This is a genomic window from Streptomyces sp. NPDC107546, assembly GCF_055639175.1.
In genome coordinates this window covers 338,937-361,999 of the sequence record NZ_JBVKBA010000006.1, presented here as the reverse complement: position 1 = coordinate 361,999, position 23,063 = coordinate 338,937, and the positions used below count along the sequence as shown (strand labels likewise).

Below are 23,063 nucleotides of genomic sequence, written 5' to 3'. Positions count from 1 at the left end.
CGGCCCCGTCAGGGGAAAGCGAGCGCGTTCGGGTCGAGGGGCGGTACCAGCCCCTCGGCCGCCGCGCGTGTGAGCAGACCGCGGACCGCCGCATAGCCGTCCTCGCCCAGGTCGGCCGTGAACTCGTTGACGTACAGGCCGATGTGCTGGTCCGCAACCGCCGGGTCCATCTCCTGCGCGTGCTCCATGACGTACGGGCGTGAGAGCTCGGGGTCGTCCCAGGCCGCCCGCACGGACGTGCGGATCGAGTCGGCGAGCAGCTTCAGCGCGTCCGCGCCCAGCGACCGCTTGGCGATGATCGCGCCCAGCGGGATCGGCAGGCCGGTGGTGTCCTCCCAGTGCTCGCCCATGTCGGCCAGTTTGTGCAGCCCGTAGTTCCGGTACGTGAACCGCGCCTCGTGGATGACCAGACCCGCGTCGACCTTCCCGTCCCGCACGGCCGGCATGATCTCGTGGAACGGCATGACCACGATCTCCCCGACGCCGCCGGGGACCGTGTCCGCCGCCCAGAGCCGGAACAGCAGGTACGCCGTCGACTTCTCGCTCGGCACCGCGACCGTCCGGCCGGTCAGGTCGACGTCCGGCTCCCGCGTGAGCACCAGCGGCCCGCAGCCCCGCCCCAGCGCGCCCCCGCAGGGCAGCAGGGCGTACTCGTCCAGGACGTACGGCAGGACGGCGTACGACACCTTCAGCACGTCGAGCTCGCCGCGCTCGGCCATCCCGTTGGTGATGTCGATGTCGGCGAACCTCACGTCGAGCGCCGGCGCGCCCGGCACGCGGCCGTGGGTGAGGGCGTCGAAGACGAACGTGTCGTTAGGGCAGGGGGAGTAGGCGATCTTCAGGGGCTCGGCGGATGCGGTCATGCTGACTCCCAACTCTCCAATACGGGCGCTAGCTTCCCGAAGCCCTCGGTGAGGGCCGTGAGCGCGTCACCGATGCGCCAGGCGGCGCGGTCGCGCGGGCCGACCGGATTGGAGACGGCCCGGACCTCCACGACGGGCGTGCCGTGCGCGGCGGCCGCCTCCGCGACCCCGAACCCCTCCATCGCCTCCGCGAGCGCCCGCGGATGCCGGGCGCGCAGCTCGGCGGCGCGGGCGGCGCTGCCGGTCACGGTGGAGACGGTGAGCACGGTCCCGGCGCGCGCCCCGGTGGCGGCGACGAGATCTCGTACGAGTGATTCCGGCGGTCGATGGCTGACGGTCCCGAAGCCGAGTTCGGTGACCGGCAGGAAGCCGTCCGCGGTCTCGGCCCCGAGGTCGGCAGCCACGACGGCGTCGGCGACGACGAGCGAGCCGACGGGCGCGTCGGGCACGAAGCCGCCCGCGATGCCGGCGGAGACGACCAGGTCGTAGGGGGTGCCGTCGAGGGCGGCGGCGGTGAGCGCGGTGGCGGCGGAGGCGGCGGCGAGGGCGGGGCCCACCCCGGCGGCGAGCAGGTCGTAGGCGCCCGTGCGGTGCAGGGTCACCCCGGGGAGCCGTACCTCGACCGCCGGGGATGCGAAGGCCCTGGCCACCGAGTCCCGTTCCACGGGGACCGCGGTGGCCACCAGGACCCGCGCTGGGGAGGACGTGATCAGGAAGCCTTCTCGAGCTTGAAGGACCACAGCCCCGTCACCTTGCTCTCGCCCTCCTTGATGGAGACGAGCGTGGAGTTGCCGCTCGCCCCGTACTGGGCGTTGAAGAACACGCTGCCCGGGATCGTGCGGTAGGTCTTGGTGCTGGACTCGGTCAGCGGCTGGCCGTTCATCAGGATCGTCCAGCCCTTGTCCGCGATGGTCGGGTCGACGCCGAAGCGGACCGTCTCGTCGGGGTCGACCTTGATCGACTTGATGTCCTTCGACTTCAGGCACTTCGCCAGATCGGCGGCGGGGATTTCCTTGCCGTCGTTGTAGCAGTCGGTCTGGGAGCTCACCGAGTTCGTGCCGACCGTGATGGTCGCCAGCGGCGACGGCTTCTCACAGGCGGACAGCAGGAGCAGTCCGGCGGAAACGGCGCCGAAGGCGGCTACGGCGCGACGGGAACGCAGTGCGGTCATGGCCGAAGGTTATCGGGCACGGCCGGAGCGCCCCCCACGCGGGGTGGACGACGTGCCGCCCGCTCCCGCGATCAGGCCCCGCGCACCCGCGCCGGGGCCGTGCTCTCGTGCCGTGCCGAGGTCAGCAGTGCCCGTACCGTCGGCAGCCAGCCCGCCGCGACGATCGCCGCGCCGACCGAGAGCCCCAGCACCCCGTTGAGGGGGAGCACGATCCCGATCGCCCCGCCCAGCACCCACGCCATCTGCAACAACGTCTCCGAACGCGCGAACGCCGACGTACGCACCAGCTCCGGCACGTCCCGCTGGATCAGCGCGTCCAGCGCCAGCTTGGCGAGCGCCTGCGCGAACCCGGCGACCGCCGCCAGGCACGCGACGAGGAACGCTCCGAAGAACACCGCGGCGGTGATCGCCGCGCCCAGCACGATGGCCACCACCGTCACGATGATCACTTCCGGTGCGCGCGACCTCAGCCAGGCGCCGACGGCCGTACCGAGCGCGTTGCCCGCGCCCGCCGCCACCCCCACGATGCCCAGCGACACCGCCGCGCTCTCCCCGGTGAGCGGGTGCTCGCGCAGCAGGAAGGCGAGGAAGAAGATCAGGAAGCCGGACAGACAGCGCAGCGCGGCGTTGGCGGCCAGGGCGTGGATGACGGCGGGGCCCACGGTGCGCAGCCCGGGCCGGCGTGCGGCCGCCCTGCGCCCCGGGCCGTGCAGATGGTCCTCGTCCGCGGCCAGCAGCGCGCGGTCCTCCCCCTTCGCCGAGTCGACCTTCGGCGGCAGCGAGAACGACAGGAACGTCCCCGCGACGAACAGCACGAAGGCGCCGTACAGCGGCCAGCCGGGACCGACGGCGTGCAGCGCGGCCCCGACCGGGGCGGCAAGCCCGGTGGCGAGCAGGCCGCCGAGGGTGACCCGGGAGTTGGCCTTCACCAGGGAGAAGCGGGGCGGCAGCAGCCGGGGCACCACGGCGCTGCGGACGACGCCGTACGCCTTCGACGCGACCAGTACGCCGAGCGCCGCCGGGTACAGCTCCAGGCTTCCGCTCGCCACCGCCCCCGAGATGATCAGCGCGAGCAGGGCGCGGGCGAGCATCGCGCCCGCCATCGCGGCCCGCCGGCCGTGCGGCAGGCGGTCGAGGAGGGGACCGATCACGGGGGCGAGCACCGTGAACGGCGCCATAGTGATGGCGAGATAGAGCGCGACGCGCCCGCGGGCCTCGTCGGTCGGCACGGAGAAGAAGACGGTGGAGGCGAGGGCGACGGTGATCATGACGTCGCCGGCGCCGTTCACGGCGTGCAGTTCGATCAGCTTGCCGAGGCCGGACTCGCCCGCGCCGTGCGCGTGCGTGGCCTTCCGGATGCCGCGGACGACACCGGTGAACGGACGGCGCACGGCACGGCCGACCGCGCGGACGGACCCGCCGAACCGGCCCGAACCGCCACCCCGGCTGCGCCCTCCGACCCCACCGGCCCCGGTGGTTTCCTCGGACGACCTCGCGGCTGCCACCCCGTCATAGTGCCCCGAGAAGCGCGGGTGTAGTGCCGTTACCGCACGTACGGGATCGATGGGTGTCGTACCCGGGGCGGGACGCGCCCGCCTGAGGGGGCCGCGGCGACACGTCCGGAACGGCATACGGAGGGCCGGGCTCCGGGAAAGCGCGGCGACTCGGTGTGGGCCGCGGGGCCCGGAGAGGGTAGCGTGCGTAGCGCGCCGTGGCGATTGTTCTCGGCCGCGCGCCTGAAATCCATCCCGCAGAATGGATGGTGTGGGTGCGCCCGAGCGCGAACGGGCGCGGACGTCGACGCGGCCCTCAGGTCCGCTCCGTCCGCACCCAGCCGAGAAGGGGCGCACCCGTGAGACGGCGTAGGAGAGAAGCGATACCTGTGAGCGCGACAACGCGAAGCCGCACCCCCGACCGCCTGTGCGCCGAGGCGATCGATCTCGCCCGTACCGCCGCCGAGGAGGCCGCCGCGCCCGGCGTCGTCGGCGAGCACTCCGGGATGGTCTCCGAGGGTGACCGAGTTGTCACGCACTTCTTCGAGTGCAAGGAACTGGGGTACCGGGGCTGGCGCTGGGCGGTGACGGTCGCGCGGGCCTCGCGCGCGAAGATCGTCACAGTGGACGAGACGGTCCTGGTGCCCGGCCCCGACGCACTGCTCGCCCCGGAGTGGGTGCCGTGGAGCGAGCGGCTGCGCCCCGGCGACCTGGGTCCGGGCGACCTGTTGCCGACGGACGCCGAGGATCTGCGCCTGGAGCCCGGTTTCATCGGCGAGGAGGAGCCGCTGCCGAGCTCCGCGGTCTCCGGCGAGATGGCCGAGCTGGTCGAGGCGGAGGACGCGGAGGTGACCGGCGGGACCCCGGCGAACCTGCCGATCGCCCCGTCGCGCGGTTCGATCTCCGCGGTGGCGGAGGAGCTGGGCCTCCGCCGCGCCCGGGTCCTGTCCCGCTACGGACTGCACGTCGCCGCCGACCGCTGGGAGGAGGCCTTCGGCGCCAAGACGCCGATGGCACAGGCGGCTCCCGCCTCCTGTGTCTCCTGCGGCTTCCTGGTCGCGATCGGCGGCTCGCTCGGGCAGGCCTTCGGGGTGTGCGCCAACGAGTTCTCCCCGGCGGACGGCCACGTGGTCTCCCTGTCGTACGGCTGCGGGGGCCACTCGGAGGCGGCGGTCATGCCGAAGCCGCCGCGCCCGGCTCCGCCGGTGGTCGACGAGACGAAGGTCGAACCGTTTCCGCTGCGGCCGTCGCCGGAGGGGTCGGTGCCGGCGGTGGCGGACGAGTCGTCGGCGGAGCTGGGGCACTCGTAGGGCACCCGCTCGCAGGGCACATCGAAGCCTGGTCGAGCTCCACCAGCCCGTCCGGGGGTCCCCCCTGCTCGAAGAGCTGGGGGAGATCGAGGACGAGGCCGTTCAGGCCGGCACGGGGGCCTGGGGACGGCGCCCCGGCAGACGGCACCTGCCCGAGTGTCGGCCACGCTCCCGCACGGTACCTTCGTCCGGCGGCAGCCCCCCGCCGCCAGAGGGAGAGTGAACCGTGAGCAAGTTCGTGCGACCGGCAGCCGAAGGGGACCCGTTCGGCACGGCCCGCCTGCGCCGCGGCGTGCTGGACGCCTGGGCGACCAGCCCGGCCCGGTTCCGCGAGGACGCCAACGCCGAGGAGGACCTAGTCCTCGGTGGCTACCGCGACCGCCTCGTCGTGGAGCTCGCGCAGAACGCCGCCGACGCCGCGGCCCGGGCGGGGGTGCCCGGCCGGCTCCGGCTGACCCTCCGCGAGGGCGTGCTCGTCGCCGCCAACACCGGTGCCCCGCTGGACGCGGCCGGTGTCGAGTCGCTGTCCACCCTGCGGGCGTCCGCCAAGCGCGACGAACGGGAACAGGCGGTCGGCCGCTTCGGCGTCGGCTTCGCGGCCGTCCTCTCCGTCAGTGACGAACCCGCGGTCGTCGGCCGGCACGGCGGAGTGCGCTGGTCCCTGTCCGAGGCCCGCGAACTGGCCACCGAGACCGCCCGGCACAGCCCCGGCCTCGGCGACGAGATCCGCCGCCGCGACGGGCACGTACCCCTGCTGAGGCTGCCGTTCGCCGCCGAGGGCACCGCCCCGGACCCGTACGACACCGCCGTCATCCTGCCGCTGCGCGACGCGGCGGCCGCCGACCTCGCCGAGCGGCTGCTGGGGGCGGTCGACGACGCGCTGCTGCTCGCCCTGCCCGGCCTGGAAGAAGTCGTCGTCGAGATCCATGACGAGAGCCCTCGTACGCTGATCCGCCGCACCGAGGGCACCGACACGGTCGTGGAGGACTCCCGCGACGGCACCACCCGCTGGCGTACCGTCTCCCAGCACGGTCCCCTCACCCCCGACCTGCTCGCCGACCGCCCGGTCGAGGAGCGGCTGCGCCCCCACTGGTCCGTCACCTGGGCCGTCCCCGCCGAAGCCGACGGCAGCCCGGGCCGTCCCCGCACCGCCCCGGTGGTGCACGCCCCGACCCCCAGCGACGAGCCGCTCGGGGTGCCCGCCCTGCTCATCGCGGCGTTCCCGCTGGACACCAGCCGCCGTCACGCCGCGCCCGGCCCGCTGACCGACTTCCTGGTGGAGCGCGCGGCCGACGCCTACGCCGAACTCCTCGCCGCCTGGCGCCCGGTGACCTCCGGCATCCTCGACCTGGTGCCGGGGCCGCTGGGCAAGGGCGAGCTGGACGGCGCGCTGCGCGGGGCCATCCTGGAGCGGCTGCCGAGCACCGCTTTCCTGCCGCCCGCGAACGAGCCCGGCGACGACGACGAACTGCCCGAGGCGCTGCGCCCCCGGGACGCCGAGGTCGTCGAGGGCGCCGGGGCCGGGACCGTGCGGGTCCTCGCCGAGGTGCTGCCCTGCCTGCTGCCCGCCGGCCTGGAACGCCGAGTGGAACTGCGGACGCTGGGCCTCGCCCGGGTGCCGCTGACCGAGGCGATCGACCGGCTCGCGGGGCTGGAGAAGGCCCCGGAGTGGTGGTGGCGGCTGTACGACAGCCTGGCCGGGGTCGACCCGGACCGGCTGTCCGGGCTGCCGGTGCCGCTGGCCGACGGGCGTACGACCATCGGGCCTCGGCAGGTCCTCCTGCCGACGTTCGACGGGCCGCCGGTGGCTCCCGAGGCGCTGGCCCGGCTGGGACTGAAGGTCGCCCACGCGGACGGCGCCCACCCCCTGCTGGAGAAGCTCGGCGCGCTCCCGGCCACGCCGCGGGCCATCCTCACCACCCCGCAGGTGCGGGCCGCCGTCGCCGCCTCCCTCGAGGACGAGGGCGTGGGCTGGGAGGAGGACGGTCTGGACGCCGAGGAGCTGGCGGACACCGTGCTCGCCCTCGTCCGCGAGGCGGGCCTCGATTCCGGTGACGAGCCGTGGCTCGGCGCGCTCGCGCTGCCCGACGAGGACGGCGAACTCGCGCCCGCCGGGGAGCTCGTACTGCCCGGCAGCCCCTTCGCGGGTGTCATGCGCGAGGGCGAACTGGCCTTCGTGGACGCCGACCTGGCCGAACGCTGGGGGCAGCAGCCGCTGGCCGCCTGCGGTGTGCTCGCCGGCTTCGCCCTCGTCCGCGCCACCGACGTCGTCCTCGACCCGGACGAACTGGAGCCAAGGGACTCCGATTTCGCCGAACCCGACGACGTGGGGCTGCTCGACGCGGTCGACGTGTGGTGCGAGGACGTCCTCGACCGGTTGCCCGACACACCGGTACCGCCGGTGGCGACCGAGGTCGTCGCCGTACGGGACCTGGACCTGGTCGACGACGACCGCTGGCCGCAGGCCCTCGCCCTGCTCTCGCAGCCCCCGCTCAGGGACGCGCTCACCCAGCCGGTGCGGGTGCTGCTGCCGGACGGCACCCACGAGGTCGTACGCCCCTACACGGCCTGGTGGCTGCGCGGCCACCCGGTGCTGGGCGGCCGCCGCCCGGCCGGACTGCGCGCGGCGGGCGGCGACCCGCTGCTCGCCGGCCTGTACGACGAGGCGGACGCCACCGGCTTCGACGACGAGCAGGTGCTGCGCGCCCTCGGCGTTCGGACGTCGGTCGCCGCCCTGCTCGACGAGCCCGGCGGCGCGGCGGAACTCCTCGACCGGCTCGCCGACCCGGACCGCCTGGTGACGACCGCCCAACTGCACGCCCTGTACGGCGCGTTGGCCGAGCTGGACCCGCAGCAGGTGACCCTGCCGGAGGAGCTGCGGGCGGTGGTCGACGGGCGGGTGACCGTGGTGGACGCCGCCGACGCGGTGGTCGTCGACTCGCCCGACCTGCTGCCCTTCACCGAGGGCGTCCCCCTGCTGCCGGTCCGCCCGGACCGGGCCGCCGACCTGGCCGAGCTGTTCCAGGTGCGGCGGCTGAGCGAGTCGGTGACGGGCGAGGTGACCTCCGAGGGTGTCGAGCACGACGTACCGGACTCGGTGCGGGTCCTGCTCGGGCCGCGGACACCCAAGACGTACGTGGAGCACGAGGAACTCATCGTCGACGGGGTCGAGCTGGATTGGCGCCTGACAGCCGGCGGCGTCCTGCACGCGGCCACCCTGGAGGGCGTCGCGGCGGGCCTGGCCTGGGCGGCGGGCCAGTGGCCGCGCCGCTTCGAGGTGGCGGCGCTGCTGGAGGACCCGTCCCGCACCGAGGAGCTGGCGCGGGACCGCTGGTTCGACTAGGGCCTGTCCGACAGTTACCGCCTGCCGGCGGGCGGACGACGGGAATGGTCCGACGGGCCCTGGGGCATCACGCGGGGAACCGGCGGTCGACCCACCTCCACAGCAGTTCCAGGGCGGCCGCCGACACCGCCGCGATGCCCACCGCGACCCAGGGGATCGTCTCCCCGACCAGCCTGAGGGCGAAGAAGTGCTGCAGCCACGGCACGGCCAGCACGCACACGAACGCCACGCCCATCGCGGCCACCAGACCGATCCGCCACCAGGTGTAGGGGCGGGCGACGATGGCCAGCACCCACATGGAGATCAGGAACAGCGTGAGGGTCGCAGCGCTGGTCTCCGCATCCAGTGAGCCGGGGCCGCTGTAGTGGTGGCGGGCGATCAGGTAGGTGACGAACGTGGCGACCGCCGCAACGGCCCCGCCCGGGATCGAGTACCGCATCACCCGCCGCACGAAGTGGGGTCTCGCCCGCTCCTTGTTCGGCGCGAGGGCCAGGAAGAACGCCGGGACGCCGATCGTCAGCGTCGACAGCAGGGTCAGGTGCCTGGGCAGGAACGGGTACTCCACCTGCGAGCACACCACCAGCACCGCCAGCAGCACCGAGTACACCGTCTTCACCAGGAACAGCGTCGCGACCCGCGTGATGTTCCCGATGACGCGCCGTCCCTCGCCGACCACCGACGGCAGCGTCGCGAAGCTGTTGTCGAGCAGCACGATCTGCGCCACGGCCCGGGTCGCCTCGGAGCCGGAGCCCATCGACACCCCGATGTCCGCGTCCTTGAGCGCCAGCACGTCGTTCACGCCGTCGCCCGTCATCGCCACCGTGTGCCCGCGCGACTGGAGCGCGCCCACCATGTCCCGTTTCTGCTGCGGGGTGACCCGGCCGAATACGGTGCCCTTGTCCAGGGACTTCCCCATCTCGTCCTGGTTCTGCGGCAGGTGCCGGGCGTCCATCACATCGCCGCGGATGCCGAGTTTTCCGGCCACCGCACCCACCGACACGGCGTTGTCGCCGGAGATGACCTTGGCGTGCACGTTCTGGTCGGCGAAGTAGCGCAGGGTGTCGGCGGCGTCCGGGCGCAGCCGCTGCTCCAGGACGACCAGCGCGGTGGGCCGGGCGCCTGCCGTGACCCGGGGGTCGTCCAGGTCCTGGGAGGCGCGGGCGAGCAGCAGCACGCGCAGCCCCTGGCCGTTCAGCCGCCCGGTCTCGGTCAGGGCCGGGTCGTCGGGGTCGAGGAGGACGTCGGGGGCGCCGAGCAGCCAGGTACTGACCTGGCCGTCGCCCTCGCTGAAGGAGGCGCCGCTGTACTTGCGGGCGGAGGAGAAGGGCAGGGCCTGGGTGCAGCGCCAGTCCTCGCTGTCGGGGTAGGCGTCGATGATCGCCTGGAGGGAGGCGTTCGGACGCGGGTCCGCCTCGCCGAGGGCGCCGAGGACCTTGCGTATGTAGGTCTCGTCGGCACCCTGGAGCGGTCGCAGCTCGGTGACGTCCATGCCGCCCTCGGTGAGGGTGCCCGTCTTGTCCAGGCAGACGGTGTCGACGCGGGCGAGCCCCTCGATGGCGGGCAGCTCCTGGACGAGGACCTGCTTGCGGCCGAGGCGTATGACGCCGATCGCGAAGGCCACGGAGGTCAGCAGGACCAGTCCCTCCGGGACCATGGGCACGATGCCGCCGACCGTGCGGGCGACGGAGTCCTTGATCCCGTGCTGTGTCGTCACCAACTGGCTGACGACCAGGCCGACCGCGGTCGGGACCATCATCCAGGTGACGTACTTGAGGATGGTGGAGATGCCGGTGCGCAGCTCGGAGTGCACGAGCGTGAAACGGCTCGCCTCCTCGGCGAGCTGGACGGCGTAGGCCTCCCGGCCCACCTTGGTCGCCTGGAACGCTCCGCCGCCCGCGACCACGAAGCTGCCGGACATCACCGGGTCACCGGGCCGTTTGACGACGGGATCGGCCTCTCCGGTGAGCAGTGACTCGTCGATCTCCAGCCCGTCGGTCTCGACGCAGACGCCGTCGACGACGATCTTGTCCCCCGGCCCGATCTCGATGACGTCGTCCAGCACGATCTCGGACGTGCTGATCTCGGCCGCCGTCCCTTCCCGGCGCACGGTCGGCCGTGCCTCGCCGATCACCGCGAGGGAGTCCAGGGTCTTCTTGGCCCGCCACTCCTGGATGATGCCGATCCCGGTGTTCGCGAGGATCACGTATCCGAACAGGCTGTCCTGGAACGGCGCCACGAACAGCATGATCAGCCAGAGCACACCGATGATCGCGTTGAAGCGGGTGAAGACGTTCGCGCGGACGATCTCGCCCAGGGAGCGGCTGCTGCGCACGGGAACGTCGTTGACGTCACCGCGGGCGACCCGCTCGGCCACTTCCGCGGCGGTCAGGCCGCGCGTGCGCACGGGCATCGGGGCGGGGTGCACGGGATCGAGTTCGGCACCCGCGTCGATGTGCGTCATGCATTCGACGGTACGTGCGGATTTGCGCCTTCACCCGCCGAACGCACCAAAGATCAGACCCGGGTAGGAGGGGTCTCGTGCGGTGGTTGTAGGGCAACCGCCGAGGGCTACTGCTGGGAGAGGCGCTGCCCGGCGTCGGAGGCCCGCCTGATCGCGGCGTCCCGCCTGCGTACGTACCAGATGCCCACGCAGCCCAGTCCCGCCCCCGCCAGGCACGTCCACAGCCACCATGTGTGCCCGTGGTCGGCGAACCAGCCGTAGAACGGCAGCTGGACCAGGAACATCAGGAACCAGAGGATCGTGCCGCCGGTGATGACGGGCACCACGGGGCCCTCGAGGGGCTCCGGCGCCTCATGCCTGGGGGTCCATTTCGCCATGCGCACAGCTTACGAGGAGCCGAAACCGCCCCGACTGCGACCCGAAACCGCCCCGACTGCGACCCGGGGCCGCCCGGGCGCGACCCGGAACCCGTGCACACCAAGGGTCTACGCGCGGAGATAGCGATCAGCGCCTTATATGTTCATACTGAAACAGTTCGAGTCTGGCCATTTGCGTTCGTATGAAGCACCAACAGCAGCAGGGGGAACCTGTTGGTGACAGGCGACGGCGAGACTCGATCACGTTTGTCAGCGATCCCCGTGATCCCCGCGCACATTGAGGTCCCGCATGCCCACCTCGGCCCCCGCCAAGGCCTCCGCCCCGCAGCAGCCGGGCACCCGGCCGCCGTCCGGCGCCTTCGACCGCTACTTCAGGATCTCCGAGCGGGGCAGCACGCTGTCCCGTGAGATCCGCGGCGGTTTCGCCACCTTCTTCGCGATGGCGTACATCATCGTGCTGAACCCGATCATCCTCGGCAGCGCGAAGGACATGTACGGGCACCACCTGGACCACGGCCAGCTCGTCACCGCGACGGCCGTGACCGCCGCCTTCACCACGCTGCTCATGGGCGTGATCGGCAACGTCCCGATCGCCCTCGCCGCCGGCCTCGGCGTGAACACGGTCGTCGCCCTCCAGCTCGCCCCGCGCATGTCGTGGCCGGACGCGATGGGCATGGTCGTCCTCGCCGGTTTCGTGGTCATGCTCCTCGTCGCCACCGGTCTGCGCGAACGCGTGATGAACGCCGTGCCGCTCGGCCTGCGCAAGGGCATCTCGATCGGCATCGGCCTGTTCATCATGCTGATCGGCCTCGTGGACTCGGGCTTCGTCACCCGTATCCCCGACGTCGCCCAGACCACGGTCCCGCTCCAGCTCGGCATGAACGGCCACCTGAACGGCTGGCCCGTCCTGGTCTTCGTCCTCGGCGCGCTGCTCACCTTCGCGCTGATCGTCCGCAAGGTGCCGGGCGCGATCCTGATCTCGATCGTCGCGATGACGGTCCTCGCGGTGGTCCTCAACGCCGTCGCCAAGATCCCCAGCTGGGGCCTGACCGTCCCCAAGTGGCCCGGCAACCCGGTCGCCAGCCCCGACTTCGGTCTGATCGGCAAGGTCAGCCTGTTCGGAGGCTTCGGCAAGGTCGGCGTGCTGACCGGCATCCTGTTCGTCTTCACGGTCCTGCTGTCGTGCTTCTTCGACGCGATGGGCACGATCATGGGCATCAGCGACGAGGCCAAGCTGACCGACGCCGAGGGCAACATGCCCGGCATCAACAAGGTCCTCTTCGTCGACGGCATCGCGGTCGCGGCGGGCGGCGCCAGCTCCTCCTCGGCCACCACCTGCTTCGTGGAGTCCACGGCCGGTGTCGGCGAGGGTGCGCGCACGGGCTTCGCGAACGTCGTCACGGGCCTGCTGTTCGCGGTGGCGCTCTTCCTCACCCCGGTCGCCACGATGGTCCCGTCCCAGGCGGCCACCCCGGCCCTGGTCGCGGTGGGCTTCCTGATCCTGTCCAACTCGATCAAGGAGATCGACTGGGCGGACTACACGATCGCCATCCCCGCCTTCGTGACCATGCTGATGATGCCGTTCACGTACTCGATCACGAACGGCATCGGCATGGGCTTCATCACCTTCGCTCTGCTGCGCCTGGCCGCGGGCCGCGGGCGCGAGGTCCCGACGGCGATGTACGTGGTGGCGGCGGTCTTCGCCTTCTACTACCTGATGCCGGCGCTGGGCCTGACCTGATCCGCCGGATCGGCCCCGGGGTCCGGTGACGGTCAGGTGACCCCGTAGAACCGTTCCGTCTCCTCGACGGCGGCCTCGAACCGCTGGTCGAAGTCATCCCGAATGAGCGTCCGGACGACATAGTCCTGGACGCTCATTCCTCTTCTGGCGGCGTGGCGCCGGAGCCGCTCGAGCAGTTCCCCGTCCATCCGCAGGCTGAGCACGCTGGTCCCCATGGCTACGAGCGTTGCCGGACCCGGGCGCGCGACGCGTCACGTTCCGCCACCGGATCACTCGTTCGAGTGATATGGGCACTTCAGGAGTTTCTTGCCGAGTCCTGGGAGTGCGGCTCCGGAAGTGGTCGGAGTCACCCTCATGGGTGTACGTCCGGGTGGTCTTTAGGGAAAGTAATGAGTTACCCTAAAGAGCATGCCTGACCTGACCCATGGCGACGACGCCGCCGCCGTGAACGCTCTCCGCTCCGCCGTGATGCGCCTGTCGCGCCGACTCAAGCACCAGCGGGTCGACGAGTCGCTGAGCCCGACCGAGATGTCGGTGCTCGGCACGCTCGCCCGCTGCGGCTCCGCGACCCCGGGCGAGCTCGCCCGCAAGGAGCACGTCCAGCCGCCCTCCATGACCCGCATCGTGGCGCTGCTGGAGAGCAAGGGTCTGGTCGCCCTGGAGCCCCACCCCGAGGACCGGCGCCAGAAGGTGGTCACCCAGACCGAGCGTGCCGAGGCGATGCTCGAGGAGAGCCGCCGCAAGAGAAACGCGTTCCTGGCCGGACTGATCGAGGGCCTGGACGAGGACGAGTGGGCGGCACTGCGCGCCGCGGCCCCCGTCCTCGAGAAGCTCGCGCACCTGTGACCGGGGCGCATCCGGGGTACCGCGGCACCCCGGGCCGGGGTGCCGCGGCCACGGGTGCGTGCCCATGCCGGACGCCCGCCGTGACCGACGAGGCCCCCACCCGCGTGCGTACGAAGCCGTCATCGCAAGGAGGCGAATCCCTTTGAGTTCGGGAACCGGAGCAGCTTCCGCCCCCGCACCAGCCACCCACGACTCCCCGCCCGCCCACGAGACCGCACCACCGGCACAGCCCCCCACCGCCGCCGAGAGCCCCGAGCCCGCCGCGCGGGCCGACACCCTCGCGCGCACCGAGCCCGTCCTTGCGGCCAAGCCCGTTCTGCCGACCGAGACCGTCGAACGCACCGAGACCGCCGTCCCGACCGAACCCCGCAGGTCATCGATGTTCAGTTCGCTGCGCATCCGTAACTACCGGCTCTTCTTCCTCGGCCAGGTCGTCTCCAACACCGGCACCTGGATGCAACGCATCGCCCAGGACTGGCTGGTGCTCAGCCTGACCGGCTCCTCCACCGCCGTCGGTGTCACCACGGCGCTGCAGTTCCTGCCGATGCTGCTGTTCGGCCTGTACGGCGGCGTACTCGTCGACCGCCTGCCCAAGCGCCCGACGCTACTCGTCACGCAGTCGGCGATGGGGGCCACCGGCCTCGTCCTCGCCTTCCTGACCCTGACCGGGCACGTCCAGGTCTGGCACGTGTACGTGGCCGCCTTCGCCGTCGGACTCGCCACGGTCGTCGACAACCCGGCCCGGCAGTCCTTCGTCTCCGAGATGGTCGGCCCGAAGCACCTGCAGAACGCGGTCAGCCTGAACTCGGCGAACTTCCAGTCCGCCCGCCTGGTCGGCCCCGCCGTCGCCGGTGTCCTGATCACCGGCATGGGCACGGGCTGGGCCTTCCTGCTCAACGGCCTGTCCTTCCTCGCGCCCATCGCCGGCCTGCTGCTGATGCGGGCCCGTGAGCTGCACGCCGTGGAGCGCGCACCGCGCGGCAAGGGCCAGCTGCGCGAAGGCCTGCGCTATGTCGCCGGGCACCCGGAACTGATCTGGCCGATCGTGCTGGTCGGCTTCATCGGCACCTTCGGCTTCAACTTCCCCGTGTGGCTGTCGGCCTACGCGGACGACGTCTTCCACGCGGGCGCCGGCGCCTACAGCCTCTTCAACACCCTGATGGCGATCGGCTCGCTGACCGGCGCGCTGCTCGCCGCCCGCCGCGGCACGGCCCGGCTGCGGGTGCTGATCGCGGCGGCGGCCCTCTTCGGCACGCTGGAGATCGTGGCGGCCGGGGCGCCGTCCCTGTGGCTGTTCTCGCTGCTGATGGTTCCGATAGGAATCTTCGGCCTCACGGTGAACGTCACGGCGAACACGGCCGTCCAGATGGGCACGGACCCGGCGATGCGCGGCCGCGTCATGGCTCTGTTCATGATGGTCTTCATGGGCGGTACGCCGCTCGGTGCGCCCGTGGTCGGCTGGATCACGGACGCGTACGGCGCCCGGGTCGGGTTCGCCCTGGGCGGCCTGATCTCGGCCCTGGCCGCCGTGACCATCGGCCTGATCCTGGTCCGGTCGAGCGGCCTGCGCCTGGCAGTGGGCTGGCACCGGGGGCACCCGCGGGTACGGTTCGTGCCGCGCGAGGAGCCGGTGACGGCCTGAGGGGTTCGGGGCGCCCCGGGGCAGGGGGCGCCCCTCTGCGCCCCTGGTCACCGGTGTGGCCGGGGAATCCGATCCCTGCGAAGGTGAGGTCATGAGACTCTTCGCCGCGGTGCTGCCGCCCCCGGACGTCCTCCGGGAACTGGCCTCGGCGGTACGCGAGTTGGAGGGGCTTCCGGGGGCGCGCTCACTGCGCTGGACGGAACGGCCGGCCTGGCACTTCACGCTGGCCTTCTACGGCGAGGTGGCCGAGGACGTCGTACCGGACCTGTCCGAGCGGCTGACCCGGGCGGCCCGGCGCACCGAGCCGTTCCCGCTGTCGGTGTCCGAGGGCGGGCGCTTCGGGGACCGGGCACTGTGGGTGGGCGCGTCCGGGGACGTACGGGCGCTCGGGCTGCTCGCCGACCGTGTGGAGTCCGCGGCGCGCAAGGCGGGCTTGGAGATGGGGGAGCACCGCCCCTACCGCCCGCATCTGACCCTGGCCCGCAGCCGGGGCACGGCGGACTTCCGGCCGTACGTGGCGGCACTGCGGGAGTTCGCGGGCCGCGAGTGGACGGTCGCCGACCTGACCCTCGTGCGCAGCCGCCTGCCGAGGTCGGGCGTGCCGGGGGAGCAGCCGCGCTACGAGACGGTGGAGCGGTGGGGGCTCGGCGCAGGGGAGTGACGAGGTCCGGTTACGCTCGATACGTGGACCCGAAGACCCGTAACCGGATCATGGCCGGTGTGCTCGTGCTGATGTTCGCGGTGGTGGCGCTGGCGGCGGCGGTCCGGAAGTAGACCCGGGCGTACCGCGCGGAACGCGGGCAAGGCGCCCCGGGCCAGGCGTTCCCCGGCCCGCGGACACCACCAGCGCCCCGCCCGCGGGCTACCAGGCGAAGGCCTCCGGAGACGGACCCGGACCCGGGAAGATCTCCTCCAGGCCCGTCAGGACCTCCTCCGACAGTTCCAGCTCCACCGCCCTGATCGCGGACTCGAGCTGCTCTGCGGTGCGCGGACCGACGATCGGTCCCGTGACGCCCGGGCGGGTCAGCAGCCAGGCGAGAGCCGCCTCGCCGGGCTCCAGGCCGTGCTTCTCCAGCAGGTCCTCGTAGGACTGGATCTGTGCCCGGACCGCGGGGTCGGCGAGCGAGTCGGCGGTGCGCCCACCGGCCCGGCGTCCGCCTTGGACCTCCTTCTTGATGACACCGCCCAGCATCCCGCCGTGCAGCGGCGACCACGGGATGACCCCGACGCCGTAGTCCTGCGCGGCAGGGATGACCTCCATCTCGGCACGGCGCTCGAAGAGGTTGTACAGGCACTGCTCACTGACCAGTCCCAGCGAGCCGAGCCGGGCGGCGGTCTCGTTCGCCTGGGCGATCTTGTAGCCGGGGAAGTTGCTGGAGCCGACGTACAGGACCTTGCCCTGCTTCACCAGCACGTCCAGGGCCTGCCAGATCTCCTCGAAGGGAGTGTTCCGGTCGATGTGGTGGAACTGGTACAAGTCGATGTAGTCGGTCTGGAGGCGCTTGAGGCTGGCCTCGACCGCCCGCCGGATGTTCACGGCGGAGAGCTTGTCGTGGTTGGGCCAGGCGGTGGTGCCGTCCGGGGCCATGTTGCCGTACACCTTGGTGGCGAGCACGACCTTGTCGCGCCGCTCGCCCCCCTTGGCGAACCAGTTGCCGATGATGGTCTCGGTACGGCCCTTGTTCTCGCCCCAGCCGTACACGTTGGCGGTGTCGAAGAAGTTGATCCCCGCGTCCAGGGCCGCGTCCATGATCGCGTGACTGTCGGTTTCCTCGGTCTGCGGACCGAAGTTCATGGTCCCGAGAACGAGCCGGCTGACCTTGAGTCCCGTACGTCCGAGCTGCGTGTACTTCATGACTGCTTAGCCAACGGCGTGGAGTGCGCTCTAGGCAAGGGGCACTGGGGGGAAGGGCGGATCAGTCGCGCACTCGACGTCCTGGTGACGCCAGTGGCCCTTGTCGTCCATCTTCGCCGGGTCCTTGAGCAGGGCGATGTCCGGGCAGAAGCCGTTCTCGTGGCCCGGGAAGTCGATCCGGACATCCGAGAACACCTTTGTCGCGCTCCTCCCCGGCTGCCCACGGACAGATGCAGCCGCGCAGTACAACGATACGCACGGTGACCGAGGCACGCCGGTATCCGGTCAACTCGTTCCCACCGCGTACGGCTGTCCGATCCCCCATGCCTCCCACAGCGCCCCCGCGAACGCCCCCGCGATCTTGTGCTCGCCGGAGGCGTTCGGATGCGTACCGTCGTACGTGTCGACGTGGATGTCGTACGACGGCGGCGGCGAGGCCAGCAGGATCGGCGAGCGGGGCTCGTCCAGGTCGGCGGCCGCCTTCGCCAAGAGCTCGTTGAAGAGGGCCACCTGGGCCCCGAAGGGCGCGTCCGCCTGCGCCCGGATGTTCGGGATCACCGGGAGTAGGACCATCCGGACGCGCGGGTTGGCGCTCCGCGCCTCCGCCACGAAGCGGCACACGTTCTCCGCCGTCTGCTCCGCGTTCGTATAGAAGCCGAGGTCGATCAGCCCGAGCGACACGAGCAGCACGTCCGCTCGGGACTCGCGGACCGCGTCCGCGATCAGCGGGGTCATGTGCAGCCAGCCCTCGCCCCAGCCCGCCAGGTGGGCACGCGGGAAGTCGGGTTCGGCGTAGGCGTGCGACGTCGGTGCGTCCGCCGCCTTGTCGTACAGCGTCTCGCGCGGACCGACGAGCGTGCACGGGCCGCCGTACGTCGCGCACAGGTGCCGCCACAGCCGGTAGCGCCATGTGTGTTCGCCCGCGCTGCCGATCGTCTGGGAGTCGCCTACGGGCATGAACCTGAGCACCCGCTCATGATGGACGATCAGCGGGGGAGCGGGGTGGGACGTATGGGACGGGGTGGGTGTGAGGATCGACACGCGCGACGGCCGTCGATCACGGGATGGCACGCTGGGGCCATGCGTCGATCGTTCGCGTTCCTCTCCGGCCTCTTCGGGGCCCTGCTCGCCGGTGTGCTCGCGCTCGTCGCGCCGGCGCCCGCGTCCGCCGACGACGGCGGCTTCACCATCAAAGACCCCCGGATCACCGAGTCGAGCGGGCTCGCCGCCTCCCGTCTCCACCCGGGGATCTACTGGACGCACAACGACAGCGACGACGGCCCGTACGTGTACGCGGTGGACGGCCGCACCGGACGGACGGTGGCCACCCTCACCCTCCGCGGCATCGGCACGCCCCGTGACGTGGAGGCCGTCTCCATAGGCCCGGGGAACGAGATCTACCTCGGCGACATCGGCGACAACTTCGGCGGCAGGTGGCCGTACGTGTGGATCTACAAGCTGCCCGAGCCGAAGGTGCTCAAGGACCAGACGGTCCGCGCCACCCAGTACGTCGTGAAGTACGCGGACGGCCCCAGGGACGCCGAGTCCCTGCTGGTCCACCCGAAGACCGGGCGCGTCTACATCATCGACAAGAAGGAGGACGGCGGCCACCTCTACGAGGGCCCGGCCAGGCTCTCCGCCACGGGGACGAACGTCTTCCGCCCCACCGCCGCCGTCGACCTGTGGGCCACCGACGCCGCCTTCTCGCCCGACGGCGAACAGCTCGCCGTGCGCGGCTACTTCGGCGGCATCGCGTACGCGTGGAACGGCGGACGGATCAAGAAGCAGACCCGCCTGGACGTCCCCCTGCAGCGGCAGGGCGAGTCGGTCACGTACACGCTCGACGGCTCCGAGCTCCTGTACGGGAGCGAGGGCGCGGACAGTCCGGTGCAGCCCGAGAAGGTGCCCGGTCACCAGCCGTCCAAGTCGCCCTCGGGGAAGGGGGGTACGCAGACCGGGGCCGGAAACGGCTCACCGCTGAACGCCGACTACAAGGTGGGCGCCCTGGTCCTCGCCGCCGGCCTGGCCTTCGTCCTGCTCCTCAAACGCCTGCTGCGCCGCACCCCGCGCTAGAGAAGGGCGGAAGGGGCGCCCGGTGACACCGGACACCCCCTTCCGTCGTACGCGATGAAGTCGGCCGAAGCCCTACAGCTTCTCGACCACGTAGTCGACGCACTTCGTCAGCGCCTCGACGTCCGTGGGCTCGATCGCCGGGAACATCGCGATGCGGAGCTGGTTGCGGCCCAGCTTGCGGTACGGCTCGGTGTCGACGATGCCGTTGGCGCGCAGGACCTTGGCGACGGCGGCGGCGTCGATCTCGTCCGAGAAGTCGATCGTGCCGATCACCTGGGAGCGCTTGGCCGGGTCGGTGACGAACGGGGTCGCGAACTTGACGTCCTCGGCCCAGCCGTACAGCGTGCGCGCCGAGGTGGCGGTGCGGCGGACCGCCCAGTCCAGGCCGCCCTGGCCGTTGATCCACTCCAGCTGCTCGTTGAGCAGGAACAGGGTGGCCAGGGCCGGGGTGTTGTACGTCTGGTTCTTGCGGGAGTTGTCGATCGCCGTGGGGAGGCTGAAGAACTCCGGGATGTGGCGGCCGGAGGCGTGGATGCGCTCGGCGCGCTCGATCGCGGCCGGGGAGAAGACACCGATCCACAGGCCGCCGTCGGAGGCGAAGGACTTCTGCGGGGCGAAGTAGTAGACGTCGGTCTCGGCGACGTCGACCGGGAGGCCGCCGGCGCCGGAGGTGGCGTCCACGAGGACCAGCGCGCCTTCGTCGGCACCCTCGACGCGCTTGATCGGCATGGCGACGCCGGTCGACGTCTCGTTGTGCGTGAAGGCGTAGACGTCGACGCCCGCCTCGGCCTGCGGCTCGGGGTGGGTGCCGGGGTCGGTGGCGACGACGGTGGGCTCGGCGAGCCAGGGGGCGAGCCCCGCCGCCTTGGCGAACTTCGAGGAGAACTCGCCGAAGCTGAGGTGCTGCGACTTGTTCTCGATCAGGCCGTGGGTCGCGATGTCCCAGAACGCGGTGGACCCGCCGTTGCCCAGGACGACCTCGTAGCCGTCGGGGAGCTGGAACAGCTCGCGGATACCCTCGCGCACCTTGCCGACCAGGTTCTTGACCGGGGCCTGGCGGTGGGACGTGCCGAGCAGGGAGCTACCCGTGGCGGCGAGGGCGTCCAGCGCCTCGACCCGCACCTTGGAGGGACCCGCGCCGAAACGACCATCGGCGGGCTTGATGTCGTCAGGAATCTGGATATCAGCCACGGACGGAGCGTAGCCGCTGGAGGAAACCTGGGCGAAACGTGGTCCGTCGGCTGAGACGGGGTGTCCCCCGAGGGGGTGAACCGCCCCCGCCGCCCCTTTCTCTTCCCGTCCTCCAAGGGCTCCGCCCCTGCGACCCCGCCAGTGCTCGGCCCCTGGAACCCGGACGGGGCCGGGGGGACTGCGTCCCCCTGTGCGTCCGTCGGGGACTGCGTCCCCTGCTCCGTCACGAGCTGCTTCCGGCGGTGCGGATCTCGCGGATCCGGCGGACGGATCCGCTCCCTCGTAGGGGCGGTGTGCGGGCAGGCCGAGACGGACGGCCCGTCGGGGGAATCCGGGCCGTCCGTCGGGCTTCCCGGAGTCTTCCGGGAAGCGGGCACCACGCACCGGCCTTCGGCACGGTGGGCGGTGGCTCGGAGCTGCGGCGATCCTGGTGCGGTCGCCGCGGTTCAGCAGCCGTCGATCCCGCAGGCGTTGCCCTGGATGACGGCGAGGGAGGCCTGTTCGTCGAGGACCGCCTTGCGCAGCCGGGCCGCGTTCGGCACGCCCTCGATGCGGTGCCGGTCGTTGACGATGATCGTGGGAACGACCGAGATGCGGTACGCCTCCGCGGTACGCAGCGCCTCCTGGTGGGTCTCCCGGTAGGTGCCCTCCTCCAGCGCCCGTGCGTAGTTGTCGGCGTCGAGGCCGAGTTCGTCCGCGATGGCGGTGAGCACCTCCAGCCGGCCGATGTCCTGGTTCTCCTGGAAGAACGCCCGCAGCATGCGCGGGGTGTACGCGGCCGCCTTGCCGTGCTCGGCCGCGTACTGGTACCCCTCGAACGCCAGCCGGGTGTACGGCTGTGGCGAGACGGTGGGCAGGGTGATGTCCACCCCCATCCGGCGGGCCATGGGATAGACCGAGCTCGCCCACACCGCGGGCAGGTACTCGTCCTCGGGCCGCAGCGTCGGCTTCGGGTACGGCCGCAGTTCGAACGGCATCCACTCGATGTCGACGTCCAGGTCGTGCGTGGCCTCGTGCAGCGGCCCCTCGGCGAGCATGCAGTACGGACAGACGTAGTCCGACCAGACCTTCACGTTCACCCGGTCGTTCGTCGCGTCGCTCATCCCAGCCTCCCCTTGCTCATGAGGTACTCCTCGAACGGTTTCGTCGCGTCCGGCACCTGCAGGTACGTCACCTTCACCGGCCAGTCGACCGGGTCCTGCGCGAAGATCGAATACGAGCCCGAGTAGTCGAAGCCGTACTGCGCGGCCGTCTTGCGGTCGACGGCGTACACGACATGGCTGACGCTGAAGTACAACGACGCCATATAGCACAGGGCGCACGGCTCGCCGGAGGCGATCAGCGTGGCTCCGGCGGTAGCCCACACCCCTCGTTCGGCCGCTGCCTTGCGCAGCGCGACGACCTCGGCGTGGGCGGTGGGGTCGTCGTCCTCGCGCACGCGGTTGAAACCGGTGGCCAGGATCTGCCCGTGGTTGACGACGATCCCCGAGAAGGGGATGCCGCCCTCGGCGACGTGCTCTCTGCTGATTCGCACCGCTTCCTGGACGTATTCGGCCAGCCGGCTCTCGGCGGGTGTCATGGCTGCACTCCTGTCAGAGGGCGTTCGGGCGGAGCGGAAGGGCGCCGCCGGTGATCGAGGCGAAGGAGAGCAGCCGGGCCGAGGCGATCCTCTGGGCGCAGCTCTCCGCGGTGCGGGTGCTCAGCGCGGACATGATCTCCAAGAGCGAGGGCCACGGCAGCCGGGCGGCCTCGGCGGAGGGAACCGCCTGCGGGGTTCTGCGCGTTGTCCGGCACAGGTGCGCCCCTATCTGCTTGCTTGTGCGTGCAAGTAATCCCTCCGTGAGGCGACCCCTTGAGGGATCGAAGGGATGGAGCAGAAGATTGCATGAACATGTATGTTGTTGTCAACGCCGCTTGGGAGGAGCCAGTACCCCAGATGACAGCCATCCCTCACGCGCCCACTGCGTCCTCTGACCAAGCCATGTGGAACAGGGTGCTCACCCTGTTTGCGCATGTCGAGCGCCAGCTGACCCAGGTGCTGCAGCGCAAGCACGGCATCGGCCTGTCCGAATTTCGCGCCCTGGAATGCCTGGCCCAGGCCGCCGACGGCGAGCTGCGCATGCAGGATCTGGCGGACAAGGTCGGTCTCGGCCAGAGTTCGGTGACGCGCCTGGTCGGCCGCCTGAGCACGGCCGGATTCGCCTTCCGGGACCTGTGTCCCGACGACAAGCGCGGGGTGTACGCGGTGATCACCGACGAGGGCCGGCAGCGCTATGCCGCCGCCCGCGGCACCTACGGCGAGGTGCTGAGCGCGGCACTGAACACCGCGGGAGCCGTCCCCGAGCTCGCCCGCATCGTCCAGGCGCTGCGCAGCGGCGTCTGACCTGCGCTTCGTCGGCTTCCGCCGACACTCCCTCCTGTGTGGCCCTATCGAGAGCCGCCCGGTTCCCCGGGGCGGCTCTCGGCGTTTCCGGGCGCCGGGGCGGCAGCCGACGGCGAACGCTCTCTTTCTGAGGTGGAGTGACCCGTGACGCCTTTGATGCTTCGGTAGCGCGTTGTTAATCCCTTTGAAATGAATATTTCATGAAGCAAGGGCGATACACGGTCCGACGTGACTTCTGTCACGCCGGTCGCGGCAGATACATGCTTGACTCTGCATGCATTGTCGCTACGGTGAATGATCGAACGACCACGGGG

At 71.5% G+C, this 23,063-nt stretch carries 20 protein-coding genes and 1 pseudogene; 8 read left to right on the top strand and 13 right to left on the bottom strand.

Features of this window, described 5'->3' with window-relative positions; translation table 11 throughout:
- Positions 1 to 8 precede the first annotated feature (8 nt).
- The 4 genes from ACZ7L1_RS12080 to ACZ7L1_RS12065 form a co-directional block, all read right to left on the bottom strand.
- Positions 9 to 863: a 1,4-dihydroxy-6-naphthoate synthase gene (locus ACZ7L1_RS12080; protein ID WP_471436380.1), complete on the bottom strand. Its 855-nt coding sequence runs from the start codon at positions 861 to 863 to the stop codon at positions 9 to 11.
- Positions 860 to 1,603: a futalosine hydrolase gene (locus ACZ7L1_RS12075; protein ID WP_471436378.1), complete on the bottom strand. Its 744-nt coding sequence runs from the start codon at positions 1,601 to 1,603 to the stop codon at positions 860 to 862. The genes ACZ7L1_RS12080 and ACZ7L1_RS12075 overlap by 4 nt, the downstream gene beginning before the upstream one ends.
- Positions 1,573 to 2,034 (bottom strand): DUF2771 domain-containing protein, encoded by a 462-nt coding sequence (locus ACZ7L1_RS12070; protein ID WP_471436377.1) that lies wholly within the window; start codon positions 2,032 to 2,034, stop codon positions 1,573 to 1,575. Before ACZ7L1_RS12070 ends, ACZ7L1_RS12075 begins: the two co-directional genes overlap by 31 nt.
- A gap of 71 nt (positions 2,035 to 2,105) precedes the next feature.
- Entirely contained in the window at positions 2,106 to 3,539 is a 1,434-nt protein-coding gene (locus ACZ7L1_RS12065; RefSeq protein ID WP_471436375.1) for an MFS transporter, read from the bottom strand.
- Positions 3,540 to 3,916: 377 nt separating this feature from the next.
- Here ACZ7L1_RS12065 and ACZ7L1_RS12060 point away from each other — a divergent pair, with 377 nt between their 5' ends.
- Positions 3,917 to 4,837 carry a DUF3027 domain-containing protein gene (locus tag ACZ7L1_RS12060; RefSeq protein ID WP_471436373.1) on the top strand — a complete coding sequence of 307 codons (921 nt, stop codon included), beginning with the start codon at positions 3,917 to 3,919 and terminating at the stop codon, positions 4,835 to 4,837.
- Between the two features lie 226 nt (positions 4,838 to 5,063).
- A complete protein-coding gene (locus ACZ7L1_RS12055) occupies positions 5,064 to 8,180 on the top strand; it encodes a sacsin N-terminal ATP-binding-like domain-containing protein (RefSeq protein ID WP_471436372.1) in 3,117 nt (1,038 codons plus the stop codon).
- Between the two features lie 67 nt (positions 8,181 to 8,247).
- On the opposite strand, the gene ACZ7L1_RS12050 is transcribed toward ACZ7L1_RS12055, so the two are convergent.
- Together ACZ7L1_RS12050 and ACZ7L1_RS12045 are read right to left on the bottom strand one after the other, a co-directional pair.
- Positions 8,248 to 10,641, bottom strand: a complete 2,394-nt coding sequence (locus ACZ7L1_RS12050; protein WP_471436371.1) for a cation-translocating P-type ATPase — start codon at positions 10,639 to 10,641, stop codon at positions 8,248 to 8,250.
- 107 nt (positions 10,642 to 10,748) lie between these two features.
- Positions 10,749 to 11,018, bottom strand: coding sequence for a DUF2530 domain-containing protein (locus ACZ7L1_RS12045; RefSeq protein WP_471436369.1), 270 nt, complete (start codon positions 11,016 to 11,018; stop codon positions 10,749 to 10,751).
- Between the two features lie 289 nt (positions 11,019 to 11,307).
- On the opposite strand from ACZ7L1_RS12045, the gene ACZ7L1_RS12040 reads away from it, so the two are divergent.
- Positions 11,308 to 12,759 carry an NCS2 family permease gene (locus ACZ7L1_RS12040; protein ID WP_471436367.1) on the top strand — a complete coding sequence of 484 codons (1,452 nt, stop codon included), beginning with the start codon at positions 11,308 to 11,310 and terminating at the stop codon, positions 12,757 to 12,759.
- Positions 12,760 to 12,791: 32 nt separating this feature from the next.
- Here ACZ7L1_RS12040 and ACZ7L1_RS12035 read toward each other — a convergent pair whose 3' ends face one another.
- Positions 12,792 to 12,974 carry a ribbon-helix-helix protein, CopG family gene (locus tag ACZ7L1_RS12035; RefSeq protein ID WP_471436366.1) on the bottom strand — a complete coding sequence of 61 codons (183 nt, stop codon included), beginning with the start codon at positions 12,972 to 12,974 and terminating at the stop codon, positions 12,792 to 12,794.
- A gap of 193 nt (positions 12,975 to 13,167) precedes the next feature.
- Between ACZ7L1_RS12035 and ACZ7L1_RS12030 the strand changes: the two genes are divergently transcribed.
- From ACZ7L1_RS12030 to thpR, 3 genes are all read left to right on the top strand, one after another.
- A complete protein-coding gene (locus ACZ7L1_RS12030; protein WP_200420914.1) occupies positions 13,168 to 13,605 on the top strand; it encodes a MarR family winged helix-turn-helix transcriptional regulator in 438 nt (145 codons plus the stop codon).
- A gap of 316 nt (positions 13,606 to 13,921) precedes the next feature.
- Positions 13,922 to 15,247 carry an MFS transporter gene (locus ACZ7L1_RS12025; RefSeq protein WP_471436422.1) on the top strand — a complete coding sequence of 442 codons (1,326 nt, stop codon included), beginning with the start codon at positions 13,922 to 13,924 and terminating at the stop codon, positions 15,245 to 15,247.
- A gap of 91 nt (positions 15,248 to 15,338) precedes the next feature.
- A complete protein-coding gene (gene thpR / locus ACZ7L1_RS12020) occupies positions 15,339 to 15,908 on the top strand; it encodes an RNA 2',3'-cyclic phosphodiesterase (RefSeq protein ID WP_471436364.1) in 570 nt (189 codons plus the stop codon).
- A gap of 201 nt (positions 15,909 to 16,109) precedes the next feature.
- On the opposite strand, the gene ACZ7L1_RS12015 is transcribed toward thpR, so the two are convergent.
- The 3 genes and pseudogenes from ACZ7L1_RS12015 to ACZ7L1_RS12005 form a co-directional block, all read right to left on the bottom strand.
- Positions 16,110 to 17,102 (bottom strand): aldo/keto reductase, encoded by a 993-nt coding sequence (locus tag ACZ7L1_RS12015; RefSeq protein WP_471436362.1) that lies wholly within the window; start codon positions 17,100 to 17,102, stop codon positions 16,110 to 16,112.
- Positions 17,103 to 17,174: 72 nt separating this feature from the next.
- A pseudogene (locus ACZ7L1_RS12010) lies at positions 17,175 to 17,300 on the bottom strand (Uma2 family endonuclease); the annotation flags it as partial.
- A gap of 87 nt (positions 17,301 to 17,387) precedes the next feature.
- Entirely contained in the window at positions 17,388 to 18,071 is a 684-nt protein-coding gene (locus ACZ7L1_RS12005) for a GDSL-type esterase/lipase family protein (protein WP_471436420.1), read from the bottom strand.
- A 111-nt stretch (positions 18,072 to 18,182) separates the two neighbouring features.
- On the opposite strand from ACZ7L1_RS12005, the gene ACZ7L1_RS12000 reads away from it, so the two are divergent.
- On the top strand, positions 18,183 to 19,175 hold the full coding sequence (locus ACZ7L1_RS12000) for a WD40 repeat domain-containing protein (RefSeq protein ID WP_471436360.1): 993 nt from the start codon (positions 18,183 to 18,185) through the stop codon (positions 19,173 to 19,175).
- Between the two features lie 72 nt (positions 19,176 to 19,247).
- Here ACZ7L1_RS12000 and serC read toward each other — a convergent pair whose 3' ends face one another.
- From serC to ACZ7L1_RS11985, 3 genes are all read right to left on the bottom strand, one after another.
- A complete protein-coding gene (serC, locus tag ACZ7L1_RS11995) occupies positions 19,248 to 20,366 on the bottom strand; it encodes a phosphoserine transaminase (RefSeq protein WP_471436359.1) in 1,119 nt (372 codons plus the stop codon).
- Between the two features lie 446 nt (positions 20,367 to 20,812).
- Entirely contained in the window at positions 20,813 to 21,469 is a 657-nt protein-coding gene (locus ACZ7L1_RS11990) for a DsbA family oxidoreductase (protein ID WP_471436358.1), read from the bottom strand.
- Positions 21,466 to 21,945 carry a nucleoside deaminase gene (locus tag ACZ7L1_RS11985; RefSeq protein ID WP_471436357.1) on the bottom strand — a complete coding sequence of 160 codons (480 nt, stop codon included), beginning with the start codon at positions 21,943 to 21,945 and terminating at the stop codon, positions 21,466 to 21,468. The genes ACZ7L1_RS11990 and ACZ7L1_RS11985 overlap by 4 nt, the downstream gene beginning before the upstream one ends.
- A gap of 402 nt (positions 21,946 to 22,347) precedes the next feature.
- Between ACZ7L1_RS11985 and ACZ7L1_RS11980 the strand changes: the two genes are divergently transcribed.
- Complete coding sequence (locus ACZ7L1_RS11980) at positions 22,348 to 22,749, top strand: MarR family winged helix-turn-helix transcriptional regulator (RefSeq protein WP_471436356.1); 402 nt, start codon at positions 22,348 to 22,350, stop codon at positions 22,747 to 22,749.
- The last annotated feature ends 314 nt before the right edge of the window (positions 22,750 to 23,063 follow it).

Bases quoted from the DNA above. Each gene is read 5' to 3' on its own strand.
- ACZ7L1_RS12080 (WP_471436380.1), bottom strand. From the start codon at position 863: ATGACCGCATCCGCCGAGCCCCTGAAGATCGCCTACTCCCCCTGCCCT.
- ACZ7L1_RS12070 (WP_471436377.1), bottom strand. From the start codon at position 2,034: ATGACCGCACTGCGTTCCCGTCGCGCCGTAGCCGCCTTCGGCGCCGTT.
- ACZ7L1_RS12050 (WP_471436371.1), bottom strand. From the start codon at position 10,641: ATGACGCACATCGACGCGGGTGCCGAACTCGATCCCGTGCACCCCGCC.
- ACZ7L1_RS12045 (WP_471436369.1), bottom strand. From the start codon at position 11,018: ATGGCGAAATGGACCCCCAGGCATGAGGCGCCGGAGCCCCTCGAGGGC.
- ACZ7L1_RS12040 (WP_471436367.1), top strand. From the start codon at position 11,308: ATGCCCACCTCGGCCCCCGCCAAGGCCTCCGCCCCGCAGCAGCCGGGC.
- ACZ7L1_RS12035 (WP_471436366.1), bottom strand. From the start codon at position 12,974: ATGGGGACCAGCGTGCTCAGCCTGCGGATGGACGGGGAACTGCTCGAG.
- ACZ7L1_RS12030 (WP_200420914.1), top strand. From the start codon at position 13,168: ATGCCTGACCTGACCCATGGCGACGACGCCGCCGCCGTGAACGCTCTC.
- thpR (WP_471436364.1), top strand. From the start codon at position 15,339: ATGAGACTCTTCGCCGCGGTGCTGCCGCCCCCGGACGTCCTCCGGGAA.
- ACZ7L1_RS12015 (WP_471436362.1), bottom strand. From the start codon at position 17,102: ATGAAGTACACGCAGCTCGGACGTACGGGACTCAAGGTCAGCCGGCTC.
- ACZ7L1_RS12000 (WP_471436360.1), top strand. From the start codon at position 18,183: ATGCGTCGATCGTTCGCGTTCCTCTCCGGCCTCTTCGGGGCCCTGCTC.
- ACZ7L1_RS11990 (WP_471436358.1), bottom strand. From the start codon at position 21,469: ATGAGCGACGCGACGAACGACCGGGTGAACGTGAAGGTCTGGTCGGAC.
- ACZ7L1_RS11985 (WP_471436357.1), bottom strand. From the start codon at position 21,945: ATGACACCCGCCGAGAGCCGGCTGGCCGAATACGTCCAGGAAGCGGTG.
- ACZ7L1_RS11980 (WP_471436356.1), top strand. From the start codon at position 22,348: ATGTGGAACAGGGTGCTCACCCTGTTTGCGCATGTCGAGCGCCAGCTG.